The organism is Croceitalea sp. MTPC5, from assembly GCF_036985505.1.
GTDB lineage: Bacteria > Bacteroidota > Bacteroidia > Flavobacteriales > Flavobacteriaceae > Croceitalea.
Window position 1 is genome coordinate 18587 of record NZ_BTGQ01000006.1, and the last position, 20012, is coordinate 38598.

The following is a 20012-nucleotide window of genomic DNA, read 5'->3' on the forward strand; positions in this document are numbered from 1 at the left end:
TATGAATGAGATCAAAATATTTTGTCCCGCTACTATAGCCAATGTCTCCTGCGGATTCGATGTACTCGGCCTGGCACTTGAAAGCGTAGGCGATGAAATGGTGGTTCGAAAAACGAAGTCCCCTGAAATCAGGATTTCAAAAATCGAAGGGCAGCAACTTCCTATGGAAACCAATAAAAATGTTGCGGGAGTAGCAGCGTCCGCTCTGTTGGAAAAAAGCAACTATGAAGGCGGTTTTGAAATTGAGATTTATAAAAGGATAAAACCTGGCAGTGGTATCGGTAGTAGTGCTGCGAGTGCTGCCGGGGTAGTTTGGGCCATAAATGAGCTTTTAAAAAGACCTTTTTCAAAACAAGAATTGGTCACGTTTGCCATGCAAGGGGAAAAACTGGCCAGTAACGTTGCCCATGCAGATAATGTCGCGCCAGCAATTTATGGCGGTTTTACACTGGTCAGAAGCTACGACCCCTTGGATATTGTCTCTATTCACACACCTAGGGCGTTGTTTGCAACGGTCATACATCCACAAATTGAAATTAAGACATCCGATTCAAGAAAAGTTTTAAAAGCCAACATATCCCTTGAAAAAGGAATAAAACAATGGGGAAACCTTGGAGGTTTGATCGCAGGGCTATTCACTGAAGACTATGATCTAATCGGTCGGTCGTTAGAAGACCACGTCATCGAGCCGATCCGTTCCATTTTGATTCCTGGTTTTGATGAAATAAAATCAAGATCATTGGAAGCGGGAGCTTTAGGATGCGGAATTTCCGGATCAGGGCCTTCTATTTTTGCGTTGAGCAAAGGTGAAGCTACGGCACAAAAAGTAGCGAGCAGTATGGCCGCCGTCTATCACGCAATCGGATTGAATTTTGAAACACATGTCTCTAGTATTTGCCCGCAAGGTGTAAAACAAATAAACTGACCAAATGAAGTTCCATAGCTTAAATAACCCTACTGAGAAGGTTTCATTCAAAGATGCAGTGGTAGCAGGCATTGCACCAGATAAAGGATTGTACTTTCCTGAACGTATTACCCCCCTACCCGCCCCCTTTTTTGAAAACATTGCATCCCTATCAAATCAAGGGATCGCATTTAAGGCAATACATCAATTTGTCTCAGAAGATGTTACCGATACACAACTTCGATCCATATTAGAGCGGGTTTTAGATTTTGACTTTCCCGTAGTTGACATCGAAGATAACGTTGGTACGCTCGAACTTTTTCACGGTCCGACAATGGCCTTTAAAGATGTGGGCGCCCGTTTTATGGCCAATTGCTTAGGTTGTTTTTCAAAAGAAGGAGAAGAAGTTACCGTATTAGTGGCTACTTCCGGTGATACCGGAGGGGCAGTGGCAAACGGATTCTTAGGTGTAGAGGGGGTTAAAGTCGTTATTCTATATCCGAGTGGAAAAGTGAGTGAAATACAAGAAAAACAACTGACGACTTTAGGTCGAAATATCAAGGCCATCGAAGTGGATGGTACTTTTGATGATTGCCAGACTATGGTCAAAACGGCGTTTTTGGATAAGGACATCACCACCTCAAAAAAGCTGACCTCTGCCAATAGTATCAATGTGGCGAGATGGTTGCCCCAGCTGTTCTATTTCCTATTCGCCTACAAGCAAGCTAAGATGCAACATAAAGAAATCGTATTTTCAATACCATCAGGTAATTTCGGTAATTTATGCGCGGGTATGGTAGCCCAACGACTGGGTATGCCTGTGAACCATTTCATTGCCGCAACCAATATCAATGATACCGTTCCGCAATTTATGGCCTCCGGTTCGTATCGACCAAAACCTTCTTCAGCTACCATTTCAAATGCAATGGACGTTGGTGACCCAAGTAATTTTATTCGTATTCGACATTTGTATCATAATGATTTTGAGTTGCTGGCCAAAAACCTCTCTTCATATGCCTTTGACGATGATACCACAAAGCAAGCAATGAAATCGGTTTATAAGAAAACTGGTTATGTCATGGACCCCCATGGGGCGGTTGGCTACTTGGGGTTGAAAAAATATCAAGAAACACATGCCAATACATACGGCATCTTTTTAGAGACCGCCCATCCTGTAAAGTTTTTGGATGTTGTTGAGAACAACCTTGACATAACCCTTGAAATTCCACCACGGATAAAATCGATAATGGGTAAGGAGAAAGTGGCCACACAAATAGCAACTTATGGTGAATTAAAATCTATTTTAAAGGATAGTTAAGGCTTTTTTTCAAAAAAGGAATCCCTTTTTTTTTATAAAACAAATGGTTTGGTAGGAATCCCACACCATTATTTCAATATTTTTGCGAAGACCAATGGACTGGGTAGATAAGATTTTTTTTTTAAATCCACTTCAGTATTTGATTGCAGATCAAATTGGTCCGATAAAATACAATAACTATCAACAGATGAAAAATACCGCACTTACGCAAACCCATATCGATTTAGGGGCCAAAATGGTGCCCTTTGCAGGTTTTACCATGCCTGTTTCCTATGAAGGGGTAACCCTTGAACATGAAACGGTTAGAAAAGCTGTTGGCGTTTTTGATGTTTCACACATGGGGGAATTTTTGATCGAAGGTCCAAATGCACTAAATCTCATACAAAAAGTAAGTTCTAACGATGCGACAAAACTTACCGTAGGGAAAGCACAATACAGTTGTCTGCCAAATGAAACGGGTGGTATTGTTGATGATTTAATCATCTATAAGATAAAGGAAGAAACGTATCTACTCGTGGTCAATGCTTCCAATATCGAAAAAGACTGGCAGCATATCTCAACATATAACACTTCTATCGGGGCAACAATGCGAAACTTATCCGACGAGTATTCCTTGCTTGCCATACAAGGGCCAAAAGCTGTTGAAGCTATGCAATCATTATCCTCCCATGATTTATCGGAAATTAAGTTCTACAATTTCGTGGTCGGTGATTTTGCAGGCGTTGAACATGTAATCATCTCCGCTACAGGCTATACGGGTTCTGGCGGATTTGAGATCTATTGTAAAAACTCGGAAGTGAAACAAGTCTGGGATAAGGTTTTGGAGGCTGGAAAGGATTTTGGAATTAAGCCAATTGGACTGGCCGCTAGGGACACCTTAAGGTTGGAAATGGGATATTGCCTCTATGGAAACGATATCGATGACACCACTTCGCCACTGGAGGCCGGACTCGGATGGGTCACCAAATTCACTAAAGATTTTGTCAACCATGAAGCTTTGGCCGAACAAAAGGAGGCAGGTGTGACCAGAAAGCTGGTCGCTTTTGAAATGGATCAAAAGGCCATACCAAGACATGGGTACACTATCACCGACACCGAACAAAATGCAATAGGCCAGGTGACCTCGGGTACCATGGCACCTTCGTTGGGCATTGGAATCGGATTGGGTTATGTAAGTAAACCCTTTTCAAGACAAGGTGAGAAAATCCATATCCAAATACGAAAAAAATCCGTTCCCGCAACAATTGTCAAGCTACCATTTTATAAAGGTCAATGATAGATTTTCAACACATCATTGATACCATTGCCAAAGAGGCAAATACTGCAGAAGAAAGGGGAAAAGTGGCTTCTTATATTCCTGAATTGTCAAAGGTAAGTGCCAAAAAGTTTGGTATTACTTTGTTGGATGCAGATGGGAACAGTTTTTCAGCGGGTGATTCAAATGAGCGATTTTCCATTCAAAGTATCTCTAAAGTACTGGCCTTGGCCAAAGCGTTTGATTTGGAAGGAGACCACCTATGGCAACGAGTGGGCGTCGAACCTTCGGGAGACCCCTTTAACCATCTTTCTTTATTGGAAATGGAAAACGGTATCCCTCGAAACCCCTTGATCAATGCCGGGGCCATTGTTATTTGTGATATTTTGGTTTCAAAACTGAATGCGCCCAAACAAGATTTTTTGACATTTGTACAACAAATCGCAAATGACCCGACCATTACTTATGACGAAGCGGTTGCCCAATCTGAGAAAAAGACAGGATTTAAGAATTATGCCGCGGCATACCTTATAAAGTCTTACGGAAACCTTACCAATGATGTGGAAACCGTATTAGATCTTTATTTTTATATGTGTTCGTTAACACTTTCTTGCGAACAATTGGTCAAAGTGTTTTATATTTTTATGAACCATGGCAAATGCCTTAGAAATCAACACTATTTAAATATATTTCAGATAAAACGGATTAATGCCATTATGCTTACCTGTGGATTCTACGATGAGGCGGGTGAATTTGCCTTTGAAGTTGGTTTACCGGGCAAAAGCGGCGTAGGTGGGGGTATCGTAGCACTTTTACCCAATGAATTTTGTGTTGCGACATGGTCGCCGGGATTGAACGACAAAGGAAATTCAAAGCTAGGGATGCGCGCCCTAGAAAAGTTGACCACAAAAACGGGCTTATCCATATTTTAATTGAAGAAAAAGAAAATCCTCATACTCGGTGGTAGCGGTTTCATTGGCCATGCTCTTTATAAGGAGTTGTGCAATTATTATGACACTTATGGTACCTATTTCAACAATTCCTCATTTCAAGACAACAGACAATTCTACGAGTATGACCTTCAAGAAGATGATATTTTTGATGTTTTGGAAGCCGTAAGGCCAGATTACATCATATCGGCTTTACGGGGTGACTTTACGGCCCAGGTTCAAGCCCATATCCATTTAATGGAATATGTATCAAAGCGTGAATGCAAGCTATACTTCATCTCTTCGGCCAATGTTTTCGATGCTTACAGTAAGTATCCTTCTTATGAGAATGACAAGACACTTTCAGAAAGTGTTTACGGAAGGTTGAAAATTCGTATTGAGAATATGATGATGCGTATGTCGAAAAAAAAGATGGGGATCTTAAGGGTACCCATGGTTTTTGGAAATACATCACCTCGGGTACGGGATCTAAAATCACAACTTACCGCCAATGAACCCATAGAAGTATTTCCGAACCTCATCATCAATGTCACCAATGATGATCGGCTGACCCAGCAAGTGCACTATTTGATAAATCGCGATAAATATGGTATTTTTCATTTAGGCAGTATGGATTTGGTGCATCATGAAGATTTTATCAAAGAAGTCATCAAACGTTTGGGCAATTATCACCCGCTGTTAAAAAAAGTATATACCACCAATGAAGATAGGTACTTGGCCGCACTGCCAAAAGAAAATCGATTGCCCAAAAATCTTCGCATCACCTATCAAGAAGTTATCGACCATCATTTGGCAGTAGAATAAAAAACAAGAATATGGATAAATTAAACGAGTCACAGATTACGGAACTACTTTTAGAATTGACAGGTTGGGAATATAAAAAGGGCTCCATTACAAAATCGTATAAGTTCAAGGACTTTAAAGAAGCTTTTGCCTCAATGACAAGAATAGCATTTGAGTGTGAGGCGCAAAACCATCATCCAGAATGGGAAAACGTCTACAATTCGTTGACTATTAAGTTGAATACCCATGATGCGGGTGGGGTAACCCAAAAAGACATCGATCTGGCCAAAAAAATTGAGTTTTTGATGACCTCGTAAAGACAGAAATCGGTATTTGTCAGTGCTATGTGTTTTAGTACATTTGTTGTTCTCATTTTAATCAATAGACGTTATGGGTAGAGCTTTTGAGTTTAGAAAAGCACGTAAAATGAAACGCTGGGCAGCCATGTCTAAAGCCTTTACAAGAATTGGCAAAGACATTGTCATGGCGGTAAAAGAAGGTGGTCCTGATCCAGATGGCAATTCCCGTTTAAGGGCGGTCATACAGAACGCCAAGGCCGTCAATATGCCCAAAGACAATATTGAAAGGGCCATTAAACGGGCTTCTGATAAGAGCCAGGGCGATTACAAAGAAGTATTGTTTGAAGGTTATGCCCCACATGGTATTGCTATATTGATTGAAACTGCGACGGACAATAATACGCGAACCGTGGCAAATGTTCGCAGTTACTTTAATAAGTGTAATGGTAGTTTAAGCACTTCAGGTTCCGTGGAGTTCATGTTTGACCATACCTGTAATTTTAGAATCAATGGCGAGGGGCTAGACCCTGAGGAACTCGAATTGGAGCTTATTGATTTTGGGGCGGAAGAGGTTTTTGTTGATGATGATGGCATCTTGATCTATGCGCCTTTTGAAAGTTTTGGCGATATCCAGAAAGAATTGGAAGCACGTGAAATTGAAATATTATCCTCAGGTTTTGAACGCATTCCGCAAGTGACCAAAGAATTGAACGAAGAACAGATAGCGGATGTGGAAAAGCTATTGGAAAAGATCGAGGAAGATGATGATGTGCAGAACGTGTACCACACCATGCAGGAATAAATACGCTCACACCCTTTAAATACACGTAAAAGCCTCTATATCAATAGAGGCTTTTATTGTTTATAATCGTTTATATTTCATTATATTTATGCATATTCCGAACTAATACCGAACTAATGAATTTCAACTATTATCTTTCCTCTTATTTAAAAAAGAACGGAACCCAATTAATCAGACTTAAAATTGAGACTTCTAAAAAGGATGTCCAGTATATTGACTCTGGAATATCCGTACTAAAAAACCAGTGGGACGACAAAAAGAAAAAAATAAAAAGGCATCCACTTGAAGAAAAACTGAACGCCAATCTCCAATCCTTATTGATCTCTGTTCAACAAATCTATTACAATAATAAAGGGATTTCGGCCAAACGCTTGCTCCTTCTTTATAAGAATAACAAGAAGTATGATACTAGTTCTTTTTTGGACTTCTATCAACAAATAGTCGATGAAGCTAGGTTAAAAGGTAAAATCCGCACTGCCAACACACAACAGAAGTACATCCAAAAACTAAAAAAATTCTCGAGCTACGTTTCATTCTCCGATCTTTCCGTACAATTCGCCAAGGATTATGAAAAATGGATGCTTGAAAAAGGGAATAAAATTAATACCGTCGCCTCGAATTTCAAGTCAATGTATGCAGTTCTAAATAAAGCAATGAAAATGGGTGTTATAAAGGAAAATCCCATAAGAGGCTATACAATAGTAACTGAGAATGTTGAAAAAGACTCATTGACTTTTGAAGAAATCACCAAACTTTCAGAATTGGAAATCCCTGTAAGATTCAAAGGGATGATCAAAGCCAGGGACATGTTCCTATTTTCCTTCTATACAGCTGGCATGAGATTTTCTGATATATGCAAGCTTAAATGGGAAAATATTGCCGGAAATGAAATCGTATATACTATGGGCAAATCCAGAACTAGAGCCGGTGCAAAAAGAACTTTGCCTTTGACTCCTAAGGCTGTGGCTATACTAGAAAATTATAAAGGTAGAAACAATACTTTTATCTTTCCTCCCCTTTATGGAATGGACAATAAAAATGCAGAAGAAATAGAACACAAATTATATATTGCCAATAATGCTATAAACCGGTCATTGCGTAATGCTTGTGAAAAAGCAGAAATAGGAAAATGGGTAAATATGCATATGGCAAAACATTCCTTCGCCGACTTTGCGGTAAAAAAAGATACTGGGTTGTTAATGATCTCCAAACTATTGGGGCATACCAAATTGTCCACCACACAGCATTATTTAAAAGATTTTTACCATAAGGAAGAAGCAGAAGAAATGAATCGATTGTTCGGTTGAAGTGCTTTTCATGCAACACTTAAACTACTTCATTAATAGTGATATAATACCCTTTGTCCACTCTTATGGATATTTCCCCCTTTCTGAGTTTTTGATTGACCGAATAAATGTCTTCATAAGCATACAGGTATTTTTTGCCAACTTTGAAAAAACTGACTAATCCTAGATCCCGTAAAGCCTGCATGATCTGTCCATTGTACGATACACCAAGCTTTTCGCAAAACGCCTTACCGGTCAGATTAAGGGGTTGTATGTTTACTTGATTGCCCATTGAATTTTACGACACTCTGATTCGATTTATTTGTTCAATCCCTTTCTTTTCTTCTTTCTTTTAGACTTTTTTCTGGCACCATGGTCAGTAAGTTCCAGCTTAAAAGGATTCCATTCCGATTCATCCATTAAAGACTCGACTATTCCATTTTCCTTAATTTCTCCCACATGACTTTTTGATTGTTGAGCAGAATTTCGAGTGCCTTTTGCAGTCCCATTATTTCTTGGTTCAACCTTGACTGTTCCTTCAGTGTTTCCTTCGTCAGCTTGATCAGTTCCTCGTTCTTTTCCATTAGCCGATAATATAATTGAACGGTCTCTTGTTTGCTCATAATCGATTTGTTTTACAATACTGTTCCATGAAAAAATTTTACCAAGGGTACTGCCTTTATATACCACATTTTGATATTTGAAAGATATCCCCGAAACCCTGCCTGTGGTTTCGCTTACGTTGAATCTAGGCAAGATATTTTGCTCTTGTAGCAACTTGATAAATTCTGTTGTGTCCATTGCTTTTGAGATTGCCGAACCAATTCGCTCCTGTAGGACAAGTTTGATAGGTACATCGCCTGTTCTCAGGGTTTTCTCTATTTCCTTTTGATCAAGTGATTTTTTTCCACCAATTTTTGTTGAAATTTGAGTCAACCCAAATTTCCTCTCCAAATCATTGAGCACTTCCCGGCTTCTTCTTTTAATGTTACTGTCACTCGTTATCCTACCCGAATACCTGACCCTATTGCCCACTATATGGATGTGTTCGTGTTCCGTGTCCGTATGACGGTACATAATGAACTGGTTGTTATCGAAACCCATCTTCATTAGATAGTCGCATCCCAATGAAGCAAATTCATTATCGTCCAATTGGTCAGAGTACGGCAGGTTCAAGGAAACATGAAGGACCGCATTCCCAAGTCCCGGACGCAATTGCCTGATCAAATTGAATTCCTGTGTCATGTTTACCGCTGTGGAATACTCTATATTGGAATCGATCACATACCCTACACCTTCGCTTACCTTTTTCTCATTGTAGGCAAGAACACCGTAAAAATCCTTTCCTATGGTTATCTTACCTATCATTGTTCGCTATATTTGATTTGAGCTGTTGCAACAGCATTTTTACCTCCTCCAATTGTTTAATGATATTGAACGGGTCACGGATACCTGAGTTTGAGACCCTGGCAAGTTGGTTCAGGTTGTTTCCCACCCGGCTCAACTCGACAAAGAGTTTCCTGTCCAATGGGGTTATCTTTTTATTCGGCAAGGATTTTCCCGTACATTTTCTTCGGATATATTCGGCAACGGACAGCCCGATGGTTTCTGCATTAACGGAAACTTTGGAATGATCAGCAGCAGTCATCCTGACATTGACCTGTATTGTTTTTAATAACCCAAGTTCTTTTTTTGGCCTTCCCATTTCAAATGATTTAACGGATCACAAGGCAAACTGCAAACAAGGTGCGCAGGGTTTTTGTTAGCAAAAACACAACTTGCTACGTGACCTCCGATTAACTTAGGCCAAACCTAGAACATATCGCAAGTCAGTAAGGGCTTTGCCGTACACGGAGTGTTGTACGGTAAATGGATTTAGCAGAGTTCTACGTCCTCAAAAAGGATTTTGAGGGAGGCCTCCGCTTCAGGAACCTCAAAGTATCTATGGGATTCCAATACGAGATGCTTTAATGCGGATCTATAGCGTGCCTTGCCATGGGCGTTGTCCTCATAAAAAGTACAGGGGTCCTTGGGATGCACATCCGTAGGTGTGGTAAAGGATTTTATGTCCCTGTTCATATACTCGAACCGTTGGGATGCCCTTCTGTGGATACCTTGAAGGGTAAGATCTTTGGGATATTTAGGGACATTGTAATAAAGTTCTTCCAAGATTACGATAAAGGCCCTCCTGCGGGAAAGTTTCGGTTTCTGCGAAGCGATGCCGATGGCATTTTGTACATCGCGTACCAAACGCTCGGCCAATAGGACCTGTAATCGGGAATATTCCTTGCCGTTGACCTCGGGATGTTCCTTCTTGGCCAAATCTTCCAGATAGCTGAGCAGTTTTTCCGATGGAATCATAATTTAGGGCCGCCCCTGCGTCTGTTTATGGTTGGAGTTCGCTCTATAGCATTTACCAAAGCGTTGGCAAGTTTTTCGGACCGGAGGGAGAGGCCCAAAATGTGTTGTTGTGTTATCGAACCCGCCAATAAATAATCGGCCATGGTAGTCTTTTTTGGCCAGAGCTTGGCCTTTACGATAAGATGTAGCAGTAATTGTTCGTGGGCATCGAGACCATAGCGGGCATTTTCCAATTCCTTACCAAGACTTTTGAGATAACCTTCGGGAAGGAGCTTCTTTTCTTTCACGGTTTTCTCCATACTTTCCCATCCGACATGCTTCGATAAATGAGCGGCCATGTAAACTACGGAGAATCGGCCATATTCCCATTTCCGGTACGAGGTGGTCTGATCCAAGAGTTCCATTTCTACAAAATCCACTAGCGGTTCATTGGACAATGGCCGTTTAAAGTCATATTCGATATTTTTTAGTGCTTCCATCTGTAATTTCGCGGAATTACCCAGGTTGTTCATCAGATGTCTTCCAAAGGTTTGGGACAGGTCAAACAGCGGTTGTTTATCTTCCAGAATTGCCTTTAACAGCAGTTCCCTTTGCTCTTTGGGGACTTCGTCATAATGAAGTCCATACGTAAAGATGGCCGCGATAAGGGTTTTCAGTTGCCCTTCTGAAAGCGCAGACTTTTTGTGGGAAGGGGAATGACCATCCAGTTCACTAATGACTTCCCTGAACGACTGTCGGCCTATCGGCCGACTGAAATCCAGTACTTTATATAGGGTTTCCGACATGGTATAAATTTAATCAATGTAACGGAAAAGATTCAAATAATACATCACTTCGTTCTTGGCCGTATCCACCCTTTTGAAGAGAACATAAATAGCAGAAACTGATTATCGCAATTACCCTCCAAAAGATAGTCTATAACTTCTTCCTTATAAATGGGAAGACCGTACAAATCCATCAAGGTATTCTCCTTGCTATTTTGACTTTACCTGTATGGAAAATTCGTCTTCTGGCATTCCTATTCGTTTTAATTGCCTATTTGTACTTTTTTGGTTTTTCGAAAGAGAATAAAATTAACGGAACAATAATCATTAAAGTAATCATAACGAAAGTGAATGTTCTTATCATGTAGACCACTTTAATCTCATTAACCTCTAATTCAAAAACAAGTGGTGCGATCCAAGAACACAGCGACACGGACATTAATAGGGCGAATATCCTTAAGAAGGTGTCCGAATTAAATTTTTTAATTTTTCCCATAACTCATTGATTCTTTAATCGATAACAAAGATGATTAAATTTAGGTGTTCATATCAAACATCATCCATTATGGATTCCGATTATATAGTCTTTATTCCTATTTGATTCGTTTATATGGTTGTCCTGCCCAAATTGATCTCAACTTTTGGGTAAGGGAAATTCCACTCCCATTCTCCAATCCAAAACATTCATCTTTTCTAAAAATCCTTGGATTCCCTTGACCAAATTTTCATAGGCTGGGGAATCCCCATAAATCATTTGCTCTTGCATGGTTTTATAATCTGCCTTCCAATCGTCCTCATACTCAGGGGGTGGGATGGGCCGTATATCCTGAGGTCGATGCAGATTATAATCGACCCCACCAAGTTTTGTGAATACATATCTATGATTTACAATGGTTTCATATAAACCTTTGTCGTGGATGGCATTGACCGCAAATTCCGTTTTCGATAATTGGAAAATATCGTACAAATGACGGCTTAGCCTATCCACCCTTATCTTTTCCTTGGGACGTTGGAATTCCTCATGCAATAGAAAAAGTTTTTCTAAAAAAGTCCTTTCAGGGGTTACGGATGGAACCTTTACTGGAGGCGCTACAAATTCGGCATCGGGATATTCTTCGTCCACAAAGGAGCTTATCGGTTTTGATTGAAATGGTTCCCTTAGAGAACGACAGCCAATTTCAACTTGTACCCTTGGTTGGATGTATCCGGGGGATTTGGTCAGAAATGGATAATAGATTTCTATGATACGAGGGTCTTGGTCGCTTGATTCGGCCGGAATGATATTGAAACCCACATCCTTAAATCCATTGCTCTTAAATCGCTGCTGCAACTCTGGATAAAATTTCCCTGAAATATAGGAACTCGTTTCTTTCCTCAGCTTGGTCAGCTGTTTTTTTGATAGCTCCCCTGAATATCCAAAAAATCCCCGGTCAACGGCAAGGTCGATATCTTCGCTAAATCGATCGATCAGTTTCCAAGCCTTGCTTAGCGACGTCCCGCCCTTAAAGACCAAATGTTCCGCTATCCCCATTTCAAATATTATTCCCAATGTACTGACGACCCACCAGTCCTTTTCAACCGCAAAATCTGGTATTCCCGTTTTGCCTTCTACATTTTTAAAGATGGCAAGCCTATCTTCTTTGGGTATATCGTAAAATTTCATTTTATTCATTTTTATTCATTGTCCAAGCTCTTTTCCATAATTTTCCGAATCCATGCCGGGGCCAGTGCTATATCGTGAAGCAGGTCTTTTTGGTCTTCTTTTTTCAAGAGGGCTATTATTTTAGATTCTTCCTCGTCCGTTACTTGTTCCTTTCCAATCTCGCGAAGGGCCTGTATGACAAGTCTGCTTATCTCTCCCTTGGCCGATAAATTCTTGGGAGTGGTCTTCTTTAGTTTTATGCTTCGTTTCCCCAATTTTATTTCCCGGGGAGCTCCATCGGTAAGAAAGACAAGTTTCATGGGTACCTGTGTGCTAAGCCCCAATGCACTTAAAGCATATACCCCGGTAGGTACCAACCTGATCTTGTCCCTTTTGGCTATGGCCATGGCAATCTCCTCTGCCGTTGGCAATACCTCTCCCGCATATTTACTTATCTTGGGACGGACATAGATTCCTTGGGCCACTCTTTTTATATAACCTTCTTTTTCAATCCTGTGGAGGGCCAACCGTATAGCTTCAGATGAACCTAATCCCCGAAAATCATCGGGGAACACTAATTCTCCCCGCTCCTTTTTGGAAATGGATTTTTTTATTTTGGACTCAACACTCTGCATAACACATTCATCTTATCTGTAACAAATTTAGTAAATTTTTGTTACAAAATACTTTTGGGATAATTATTCTATTCCTACCATAATTGCGTTCCAACTTGTTTACCTAAAAAAATCGGCCAAATATCTTACACACAGAAATGGATGGTAAAAACATTGAACAAAAATCTTATACGAATGGAACTACAAAACACGTTCCGCAAAGGTATGGGACCCCGATAGGGGCTTCCATACTTTTGCATCCCGTTTCGAGGGGGTTGAAAATCAGTAGCCGGAAAGACGACCGAATGCGAGCCAGCGCAGCGTGCTCGCTCGGTCAGGCTTGAAGGTGGAGGGTTTTCAATTCCCGCAGAAACCATGGGGAGGGAGAGAAAAAGACGAACCAATAAGAACGATCATTCCAATGGTAAGATCAGGAATATGGCCTCGGCCATCTTTTAGCGATATAATATCCCCAGACCGATAGTTCCATTGCACCGAAGAGCCATACCAGATCTTTTATAAATGGAATGCCGACCATGATGAAAAGAAAAAGTAGAAACGGTATTCCCAAAAAACGTTTGAGCCTGAGAATTCCCTGTAAAATAATCCATATAAAAATAATGAATCCCAAAAAGGGAAGTTTTTCGTAAAGAATTTCAAGCGATAGCATGTATATTGGATTTTATGGGAAGCGGATTCGTCCTGCCCGTTTCAAGGTTTACGAATGCCCCGTGATATTTGATTTTTTTGTTCGTTAGTAGTTCATAAAGGCAATGGACGGCCATCGATGACAGGGCATCATTGATGAACAGCGATTGTTCCTGCAACTTGTCCGCATAGCTACATCCCATTCCCTGTTCGACCTCTTTTTCCATCGCCAATAGGTCGGGGAACAAATCAACGATATGATATAACTTTTGGTTTTGCACCTCCCCATTCGAAGGCCGATCATTGTGTTGCAGATTTCCGAGGACATACTGACCAAAGTATTTTCCGTTGCCCAGATCCAACCAATAATGTTGGTTCTCATAGGGATAGGAACTTGAGTGTGGGTGTTCCAAAACCTTTGCCAGTTCCAACCGAAAATCGGCACCGTCCACACAGCTAATGATCAAATTGGCGTGCAATCTTTTATCGTCCGCACCTATCCGTTCGGGAACGGCATCCCATTGCAGTCCGAAGGTATGGTTGACCTTGGTTACGGCACAAATGGCCTTGTTGCCCCCAACGTCCTGTGGGGCATAGAGCTGTCGGCCCACGTTCGAGGGCTGTACCAAGTCCCCGTCGAAAACGGTCACATAGAGGCCTGGATGCCCCAACTGCACCAAGGCATGGTCGAGCCTTGACAAACGTGCCAATATAAGGGAACCGTTGCCCCCTGCCCCGACCAATGCAATGGTAATGGGATGTGTGGGAGCGAAAAAATAATTCGGGGCGTAGTGAAAATCAGTTTTCATAGACATGCTGTAAAAGTTGGTGGTTCGCGAGTAAAAGGGACTCCTCGAAATTCTGTATTCCCTGCATTTGGAGCATTAACTCCGTGTAGTTTCCGTTGAGCAGATGGTCGTGGTTTGTATGGGTAAACACGGACAGGAAAAATTGCTTTTCCACAAAGGCCATGATGTCCTCATAAAAGTCCAAATGGCGATATTGCAACATCGCATCGCCCATGCACACCTTTCCAGAGGCATAGACGTTCATAAAAGGGGCATGGTAGAGTTCCGTGCCGTCATGGATCGGCTTTTTTCGTGTTATGGCAAAAACGGAAAGCGATTCCCCCGAAAGGGAAAATACCAATTTGGGTATGGGATATGTTCCCGTAGGTATGTCCAATTGCTCCTTAAAAAGAAGCCTTTCCGTGGTTCGGTCGCAAGACCAGACCAACTGCAACGTCCCCTTGTCCCTGAAATAGAGCAACTGTTTGGGCAACCGGCCCTTAAAGGAAAACTCACTTTGGTCCACATCGACCAATTTGAGCATGTCCCTTACCATATCCATGGTAAGCGGGGACCCTACCCCCAATTTCCCATTTCGAACGGTATGCCTTGAAAAGTAACATTCGTCCCGTCCGTAATACCCGTTTATGGCCTCATAACCTATGATGGCTATTTTGGGTTCAAAATGAAATTTCGGGTTGTGAAGGGTGCATTCTTCCATCAGAGTTTTTTTAAGAGTTCGTTCAAAAGATCCATAAAATTGAAAACGGCATTTACCTGCCCTTCCTCTCGCATTACAAAGGGTTTGATATCGTTCCCAAGGGTAAGGGATGTGTCGTAGATGGTATGGGAGTAGCCGTACTGTGCGATCTCGTTTACAAAGTTGATATAGCCATTCTCCAATTGGGAATCCTCCCTATCCAAAAAGACGATCAGGTCGTCCACTTCCATATCCATGTCATCTTCCAAAAAACATAGGTTGGCAAAGGCATTGAAATCAATGATAGGGGCTTCCAAAAGCAAATCCCGTATCATTTTGAACAAGGTGTTCTTTGGACGGTAGCCACGCATACAGGCCAGCCAATCGAAATCCTCGTACTCCGCATAATCGGAAGCATGGGCCTCGATAAAGCACAGGACGCATGGCCCCTCGGCACAACAGTCTGTCTCGGGGTCGGATTCGGATTCCGAAACCCCCAACGACCATTCGAACAAGCATTCCAAGAGGTAGCCCATCCGCTTGAATACATTGTCAAAGGGCAATGAATGCACAAAGGACAGCAGGCTAGCGAACAATTTTGGACTGCGGATTCGCAGCGAAAATATGGGGGCCATTGGAATCGCCCAAATATGGTGTGCCTCAAAAACGGGTTTCATGACAAGGATGCCATCATTTCCCTCTTGTGTACATACCTCCTTTACCAGTGCATCGGGAATTTCCATGTGCAATCGTTGCAATTGTCCGAAGAACCGCATTTCAGGCCTCCCTTCCGTCAAGGCGGATGCCTTGCCCGTAAGCGTATCCAATGCATTTTTCGTCAGGGTGCCTAGCATGTCCCATCGATTTTCGTCCCCACCGTCGAATACCTCGAATCGAGGCAAGATCGGAATGGTCAGGTCAGAAAAAAACGATCCCCTTGTTGGACGTGTTTGGCTCTTCGGGTTCCCGATGATGGCTTTGTCCGTGAATCCAGAATGCCGAACAAGGCCTTGTGGAAGTGCGACAGTTCCCTTTTTGATGGTATGTGCTTCTTTTTCATTCATCGCTATCCTTTGGTTCCCGCTATGGTCTTGAACATAATTTCATGACGCCCGTCGACAATGCCGTTATCCACGATCTTGGCGTTGGTCAGTTCGGGATACACCGAGGCATAGTGATCTTTGATCCGCTCCGGTGTCCAATTCAGGTCGATGTCGTCCAAGACGGATTCCCCCGAGACGTTTTTTATCATAAATTTTCGTTCCAATCCTAATACTTCCATAATGCTTGTGGGTTAAAAAAAGGTGGGTTGTTGATAGGCTTTCATATCCTCGATGGTCTTTTTTGCCAAAGCGTCGTTTTCATCGAGTTCCAGTACTTTGTTGGCCAGATTCACGGCCTTCCTGTGTTCAGCCATTGGGTTAAAGTTCTTGTCCTTCACCAGTTCCTTTAGGTCGGACAGCGCCTTTTTCTTTTTCTCCTTGCGGTCGTTCGCCATTTTGGTCTTTTCCTCGGCCTTTTTCAGGTTACTGAGATAGCCGTTGGCATTGTCGAACAGGACTTTTGTTTCCTGCATGGGTTTCCCCAACCGTTCCAAAAAGACGGTATCGATTTCCTCGATGCTGCCCTTGAGCGTGAAGGGCCGTATCGCTTTTAGGGCGTTATCCCCCTCCGATGCCTTTGGGAGTAGCGAGACCGCACAGTCCGTACCGTGAAAGGAGACCGATATGGAGAATTGCCCGATGCCCGTCTTGCCCAAAGATTTAAAGAATGTTTCCATAGATTTTGCTTTTAATTGTTGTTACAAGATACCCTCAAGAATCTTCTAATCATTGAAAATTAAGGATTTAAACCACAATCGACTTCTTCTTCCCCTCACCACAAAATACGCCCCGAAGGGGCGTTGGAACCGGTGTCCGCTTATTGGAGGCGGGCGGGAATCATTGCAAATTTTTGGATGGACTTTAGGTAACCGTAAAAATTTTTGCGGAAGTAGTTTACGGTATCTATGGCAGGCTGTGTTGCATACGAAGTAGGGCTTTCGTTAATTCATGCGCTTTTCGTAGTTGATAACTGAGATGTATAAATCCATAGGAAATTTAAATAGAATCCCATTTGTGACTTAAGACCATTCCTCTTAATCTGTGAAAAACATTTAAAGCAGAAAGGTTGGAGTCTACAACATCCGAAAAATCCCTGTCTTTTCCTCGTATTCCATTGTCATTAAAATATTTGGTAAGTCTATCGGCTCCTTCCAGTCTTAATTTAATGGATTCCTTAGTCTCAATATAAGATTCTTTCACGCTATTTTGGGCTTGCATTCGTAAACATTGTAGATAGTGCCGGAAAGACTCTCGGTCGCCATATTTGACAGTTGTTGGTTGCGCACCAGAAAAGAGAATATCGGCATAACCAGAAAGGTTTTCTGTATCCGTTCTTAAATCACTCAAAATACCCAAACGTCTCGCAATATCTAAAAACGGTATTTGATATTCCGATAGGCTCTGAGGACAATAGTACCATGTTGACCTCCTACTAACAGAATCCTCCGGATTGTTGAACTTATTGGCATTAAAGCTCCTAACATTGAGCCAATTTCCGGATGCTATTGCATCGGTTTTCGTAAGTGCCAAATTGAGCATTTGATGATTGGCGTAGCCAACAACAACCTGTTTACCTTGAAGTTTTAAACCTGCGGTTAAATCCATTAGATTGACAAGCCAATTTGGGTTGTCAACCAAATAGCGATTGTTAGATGGTTCTGGTACCACATAGCAGCCTTGCACATTCCAAGTATCCATATATTCTAAAACATCGTGAATTGCCTCCTCAGAATTCATAGCTTCTTGAGATAAACACAAAGTGAAATAAATGTTTTCATGAACATTTAAATTCTGTGCTTCATTGATAATTAAAGTATGGTAGTTATACCAATTATCATTGATTTCAGAGCTTCTGCTTCCCGGTAGGATGAAAAATGGCGTTTCATAAGGGCTATTATACTCGTCCCTTAATACTGCGAGCATTCTTCTGACGTCGACCGAATTAAAAAGAGCTGTTGAATAATCCGATGGCCAAAACGAATGGGATGTCAATCTTCCATGGTCAGCGTGCGGCACATAAAATTGAGGATCAAAGACAACTTGACCACCTAGTTTATGTATGTCCGGAACAAAACCGTTCATTTGATCTATGTCTTGATCCCTTGGACTCAAAATTACAGTGCCTGATTGCCAGTTCTTAATAAGGTGCTTGCAATGCGCCATCATTCCATATCCAAATTGAAGGTATAGTTCCATTTAATTTAAAGTAAGTGTTTCCTTTAAAGTGTCAAAAACAATTTTTGCCTCATTAGCCGTATTCGGCCTTCTATTTCTTCGATGGTCTCCTAAAAGACTAATAAAGGTAGAGAGTTGGAATTGTCCATCGCCTTCTATTCTCAGAGGCGGTAAAGATATATTCTCCAGTTTTCTAAGAACCTTAAAAATATCATTATCGACATCGACCATATAAAAATTTTGCCCCCTTAACAATTCATAACAAACCACCCCTATTGAAAAAAGGTCTGCGCGTATATCAATATCTTTTTTATAGTTTCTAAATTGTTCTGAGGATGCGTAACCCACTGTAAATAGGCCAAAGGGGTCATCAGACTTGGTTATGGATTCTAGATCAAGGTGTCTTGCTATTCCAAAATCAAGAAGCCAAAAGTTGTCATCATCGTCGAGGATAATATTCTCTGGTTTAATATCCCTATGCACCAGTTGTTTGTTTTCGGAATGAACAGCTATTTCGAGCATAGTGTCCAAAAACCGAACAATATCATTTATTAGGAACTTTCTGCCGTCATTTATGGCGTCCCTTAGATTTTGCCCTGAAATGTACTCTTCGACAATCCAAATAAATTCTGGGTCAGCTTCTTCGCAATTATGAGCGATGATTCTAGGTATATTCGGAGATTCGTCTAGTACGGATACCGCTCTTATTTCCCTTTTTGTTCGCTCTAAACTGTCAGAATTTGGAAAAACTTTCTTGAATACGATTTGACCATGTTCATCATGTGTACCTTGGAAAACTTCCTTTTGCCCCCCTTTTTTGATTAGATTTAAATCCTTTAATTCTTCTATCATAAAACTTACAAAGCTGATGCCAATTGACGGCCTATATATTCATTGATAATCCAAGAGAAATAAGACCCAGGTAGTTTGGCTTTTTTTGCCCTTACCTTCAATTTTGCGCCGTCTTCACTTTGAGATAAAATTCCAAGGTTGCCATTGATCGAAGACACTACATTCTCGGTTATGGTTTTATCAGGAAGCAACACATAAGAATGTGAGGAAAAGTTTTCATTTAACTGTGCTTGCTTAAACGCATTCTTCCAATCACTCATTTTAGCTTCGATGGAAATGATTTCACGTACAAAAAAGGAATTTTCAAAATCCTTTATTCTGGCAGTCATTCCGTTAAAGAATATAAGCTCTGCTTGCACCAGCTTTTTAAGGGATTTCTGAGCGGATTTTTCGGAGTACCCAAGTTGTTGAAGTATTCTTTTAAAACGGATACCTCTTTTACCATTTGAAGAAATATGGTGCAGGATTTTAATGTCTGTTTTATCGAGTTTGTTTCGCTTTGGCGACCAATCACTTTTATTAACATCTTCCCATACCACAATCAGAATATCTGGGATTCCTGTCTCAGCATAAACTTCCTTCAATATTTTAAACTTGTAATTTTTCTTCTCAAAGTTGTGAGTGTATTGATTTAGAAAAGTATTGACCAAGTCATTTTCAGGGCCTTCTTTTTCTTTCCTAAAGTTAAATTGCAAGTTATTGAGCATATAAATTTTGTTTTGAACAAAGATAACAACCTAAAGATAATTCCTTTTTTGTATTTGAACA

24 protein-coding genes are annotated in these 20012 nt (G+C 41.2%); 8 read left to right on the plus strand and 16 right to left on the minus strand.

Going from position 1 to position 20012, the window contains the following annotated elements; genetic code table 11:
• The first annotated feature begins 1 nt into the window (after position 1).
• From AACM45_RS16920 to AACM45_RS16955, 8 genes are all read left to right on the plus strand, one after another.
• Positions 2-925 carry a homoserine kinase gene (locus AACM45_RS16920; RefSeq protein WP_339144215.1) on the plus strand — a complete coding sequence of 308 codons (924 nt, stop codon included), beginning with the start codon at positions 2-4 and terminating at the stop codon, positions 923-925.
• A 4-nt stretch (positions 926-929) separates the two neighbouring features.
• The gene (gene thrC, locus AACM45_RS16925) at positions 930-2222 is read left to right on the plus strand and encodes a threonine synthase (RefSeq protein WP_339144217.1); all 1293 of its coding nucleotides are present in this window, start codon (positions 930-932) and stop codon (positions 2220-2222) included.
• Positions 2223-2409: 187 nt separating this feature from the next.
• Complete coding sequence (gcvT, locus tag AACM45_RS16930) at positions 2410-3498, plus strand: glycine cleavage system aminomethyltransferase GcvT (protein WP_339144218.1); 1089 nt, start codon at positions 2410-2412, stop codon at positions 3496-3498.
• Positions 3495-4409: a glutaminase gene (locus AACM45_RS16935; protein ID WP_339144220.1), complete on the plus strand. Its 915-nt coding sequence runs from the start codon at positions 3495-3497 to the stop codon at positions 4407-4409. The genes gcvT and AACM45_RS16935 overlap by 4 nt, the downstream gene beginning before the upstream one ends.
• The gene (locus tag AACM45_RS16940) at positions 4410-5231 is read left to right on the plus strand and encodes a sugar nucleotide-binding protein (protein ID WP_339144221.1); all 822 of its coding nucleotides are present in this window, start codon (positions 4410-4412) and stop codon (positions 5229-5231) included.
• 11 nt (positions 5232-5242) lie between these two features.
• The gene (locus tag AACM45_RS16945; protein WP_339144222.1) at positions 5243-5527 is read left to right on the plus strand and encodes a 4a-hydroxytetrahydrobiopterin dehydratase; all 285 of its coding nucleotides are present in this window, start codon (positions 5243-5245) and stop codon (positions 5525-5527) included.
• 73 nt (positions 5528-5600) lie between these two features.
• Positions 5601-6311 carry a YebC/PmpR family DNA-binding transcriptional regulator gene (locus tag AACM45_RS16950; RefSeq protein ID WP_339144223.1) on the plus strand — a complete coding sequence of 237 codons (711 nt, stop codon included), beginning with the start codon at positions 5601-5603 and terminating at the stop codon, positions 6309-6311.
• A gap of 116 nt (positions 6312-6427) precedes the next feature.
• The gene (locus tag AACM45_RS16955; RefSeq protein ID WP_036383580.1) at positions 6428-7618 is read left to right on the plus strand and encodes a site-specific integrase; all 1191 of its coding nucleotides are present in this window, start codon (positions 6428-6430) and stop codon (positions 7616-7618) included.
• Between the two features lie 19 nt (positions 7619-7637).
• On the opposite strand, the gene AACM45_RS16960 is transcribed toward AACM45_RS16955, so the two are convergent.
• From AACM45_RS16960 to AACM45_RS17035, 16 genes are all read right to left on the minus strand, one after another.
• Positions 7638-7889: a hypothetical protein gene (locus AACM45_RS16960; RefSeq protein WP_036383578.1), complete on the minus strand. Its 252-nt coding sequence runs from the start codon at positions 7887-7889 to the stop codon at positions 7638-7640.
• Positions 7890-7915: 26 nt separating this feature from the next.
• A complete protein-coding gene (locus tag AACM45_RS16965; RefSeq protein WP_339144229.1) occupies positions 7916-8965 on the minus strand; it encodes a relaxase/mobilization nuclease domain-containing protein in 1050 nt (349 codons plus the stop codon).
• Entirely contained in the window at positions 8955-9302 is a 348-nt protein-coding gene (locus tag AACM45_RS16970) for a plasmid mobilization protein (RefSeq protein WP_036383575.1), read from the minus strand. Before AACM45_RS16970 ends, AACM45_RS16965 begins: the two co-directional genes overlap by 11 nt.
• Before the next feature lie 170 nt (positions 9303-9472).
• The gene (locus AACM45_RS16975; RefSeq protein ID WP_094997577.1) at positions 9473-9958 is read right to left on the minus strand and encodes a hypothetical protein; all 486 of its coding nucleotides are present in this window, start codon (positions 9956-9958) and stop codon (positions 9473-9475) included.
• Positions 9955-10743, minus strand: coding sequence for a hypothetical protein (locus tag AACM45_RS16980; protein WP_094997576.1), 789 nt, complete (start codon positions 10741-10743; stop codon positions 9955-9957). Before AACM45_RS16980 ends, AACM45_RS16975 begins: the two co-directional genes overlap by 4 nt.
• A 613-nt stretch (positions 10744-11356) precedes the next feature.
• Entirely contained in the window at positions 11357-12385 is a 1029-nt protein-coding gene (locus AACM45_RS16985) for a nucleotidyl transferase AbiEii/AbiGii toxin family protein (RefSeq protein WP_225621182.1), read from the minus strand.
• Positions 12386-12396: 11 nt separating this feature from the next.
• Positions 12397-12999, minus strand: a complete 603-nt coding sequence (locus AACM45_RS16990; protein ID WP_094997573.1) for an AbiEi antitoxin N-terminal domain-containing protein — start codon at positions 12997-12999, stop codon at positions 12397-12399.
• 409 nt (positions 13000-13408) lie between these two features.
• Entirely contained in the window at positions 13409-13648 is a 240-nt protein-coding gene (locus AACM45_RS16995) for a hypothetical protein (RefSeq protein WP_339144232.1), read from the minus strand.
• Entirely contained in the window at positions 13635-14435 is an 801-nt protein-coding gene (locus AACM45_RS17000) for a PRTRC system ThiF family protein (protein WP_158657149.1), read from the minus strand. Before AACM45_RS17000 ends, AACM45_RS16995 begins: the two co-directional genes overlap by 14 nt.
• Entirely contained in the window at positions 14425-15135 is a 711-nt protein-coding gene (locus AACM45_RS17005; RefSeq protein ID WP_339144233.1) for a hypothetical protein, read from the minus strand. The genes AACM45_RS17000 and AACM45_RS17005 overlap by 11 nt, the downstream gene beginning before the upstream one ends.
• Complete coding sequence (locus AACM45_RS17010; RefSeq protein WP_094997570.1) at positions 15135-16178, minus strand: hypothetical protein; 1044 nt, start codon at positions 16176-16178, stop codon at positions 15135-15137. Before AACM45_RS17010 ends, AACM45_RS17005 begins: the two co-directional genes overlap by 1 nt.
• 2 nt (positions 16179-16180) lie before the next feature.
• Positions 16181-16396 carry a PRTRC system protein C gene (locus tag AACM45_RS17015; RefSeq protein ID WP_094997569.1) on the minus strand — a complete coding sequence of 72 codons (216 nt, stop codon included), beginning with the start codon at positions 16394-16396 and terminating at the stop codon, positions 16181-16183.
• A gap of 12 nt (positions 16397-16408) precedes the next feature.
• A complete protein-coding gene (locus AACM45_RS17020) occupies positions 16409-16894 on the minus strand; it encodes a hypothetical protein (protein WP_094997568.1) in 486 nt (161 codons plus the stop codon).
• A 319-nt stretch (positions 16895-17213) separates the two neighbouring features.
• Positions 17214-18413 (minus strand): hypothetical protein, encoded by a 1200-nt coding sequence (locus tag AACM45_RS17025; RefSeq protein WP_094997567.1) that lies wholly within the window; start codon positions 18411-18413, stop codon positions 17214-17216.
• Positions 18414-19244, minus strand: a complete 831-nt coding sequence (locus tag AACM45_RS17030) for a serine/threonine protein kinase (RefSeq protein ID WP_094997566.1) — start codon at positions 19242-19244, stop codon at positions 18414-18416. It abuts the gene before it with no gap.
• A 5-nt stretch (positions 19245-19249) separates the two neighbouring features.
• Positions 19250-19951 (minus strand): AsnC family protein, encoded by a 702-nt coding sequence (locus tag AACM45_RS17035; RefSeq protein WP_094997565.1) that lies wholly within the window; start codon positions 19949-19951, stop codon positions 19250-19252.
• Between the last annotated feature and the right edge of the window lie 61 nt (positions 19952-20012).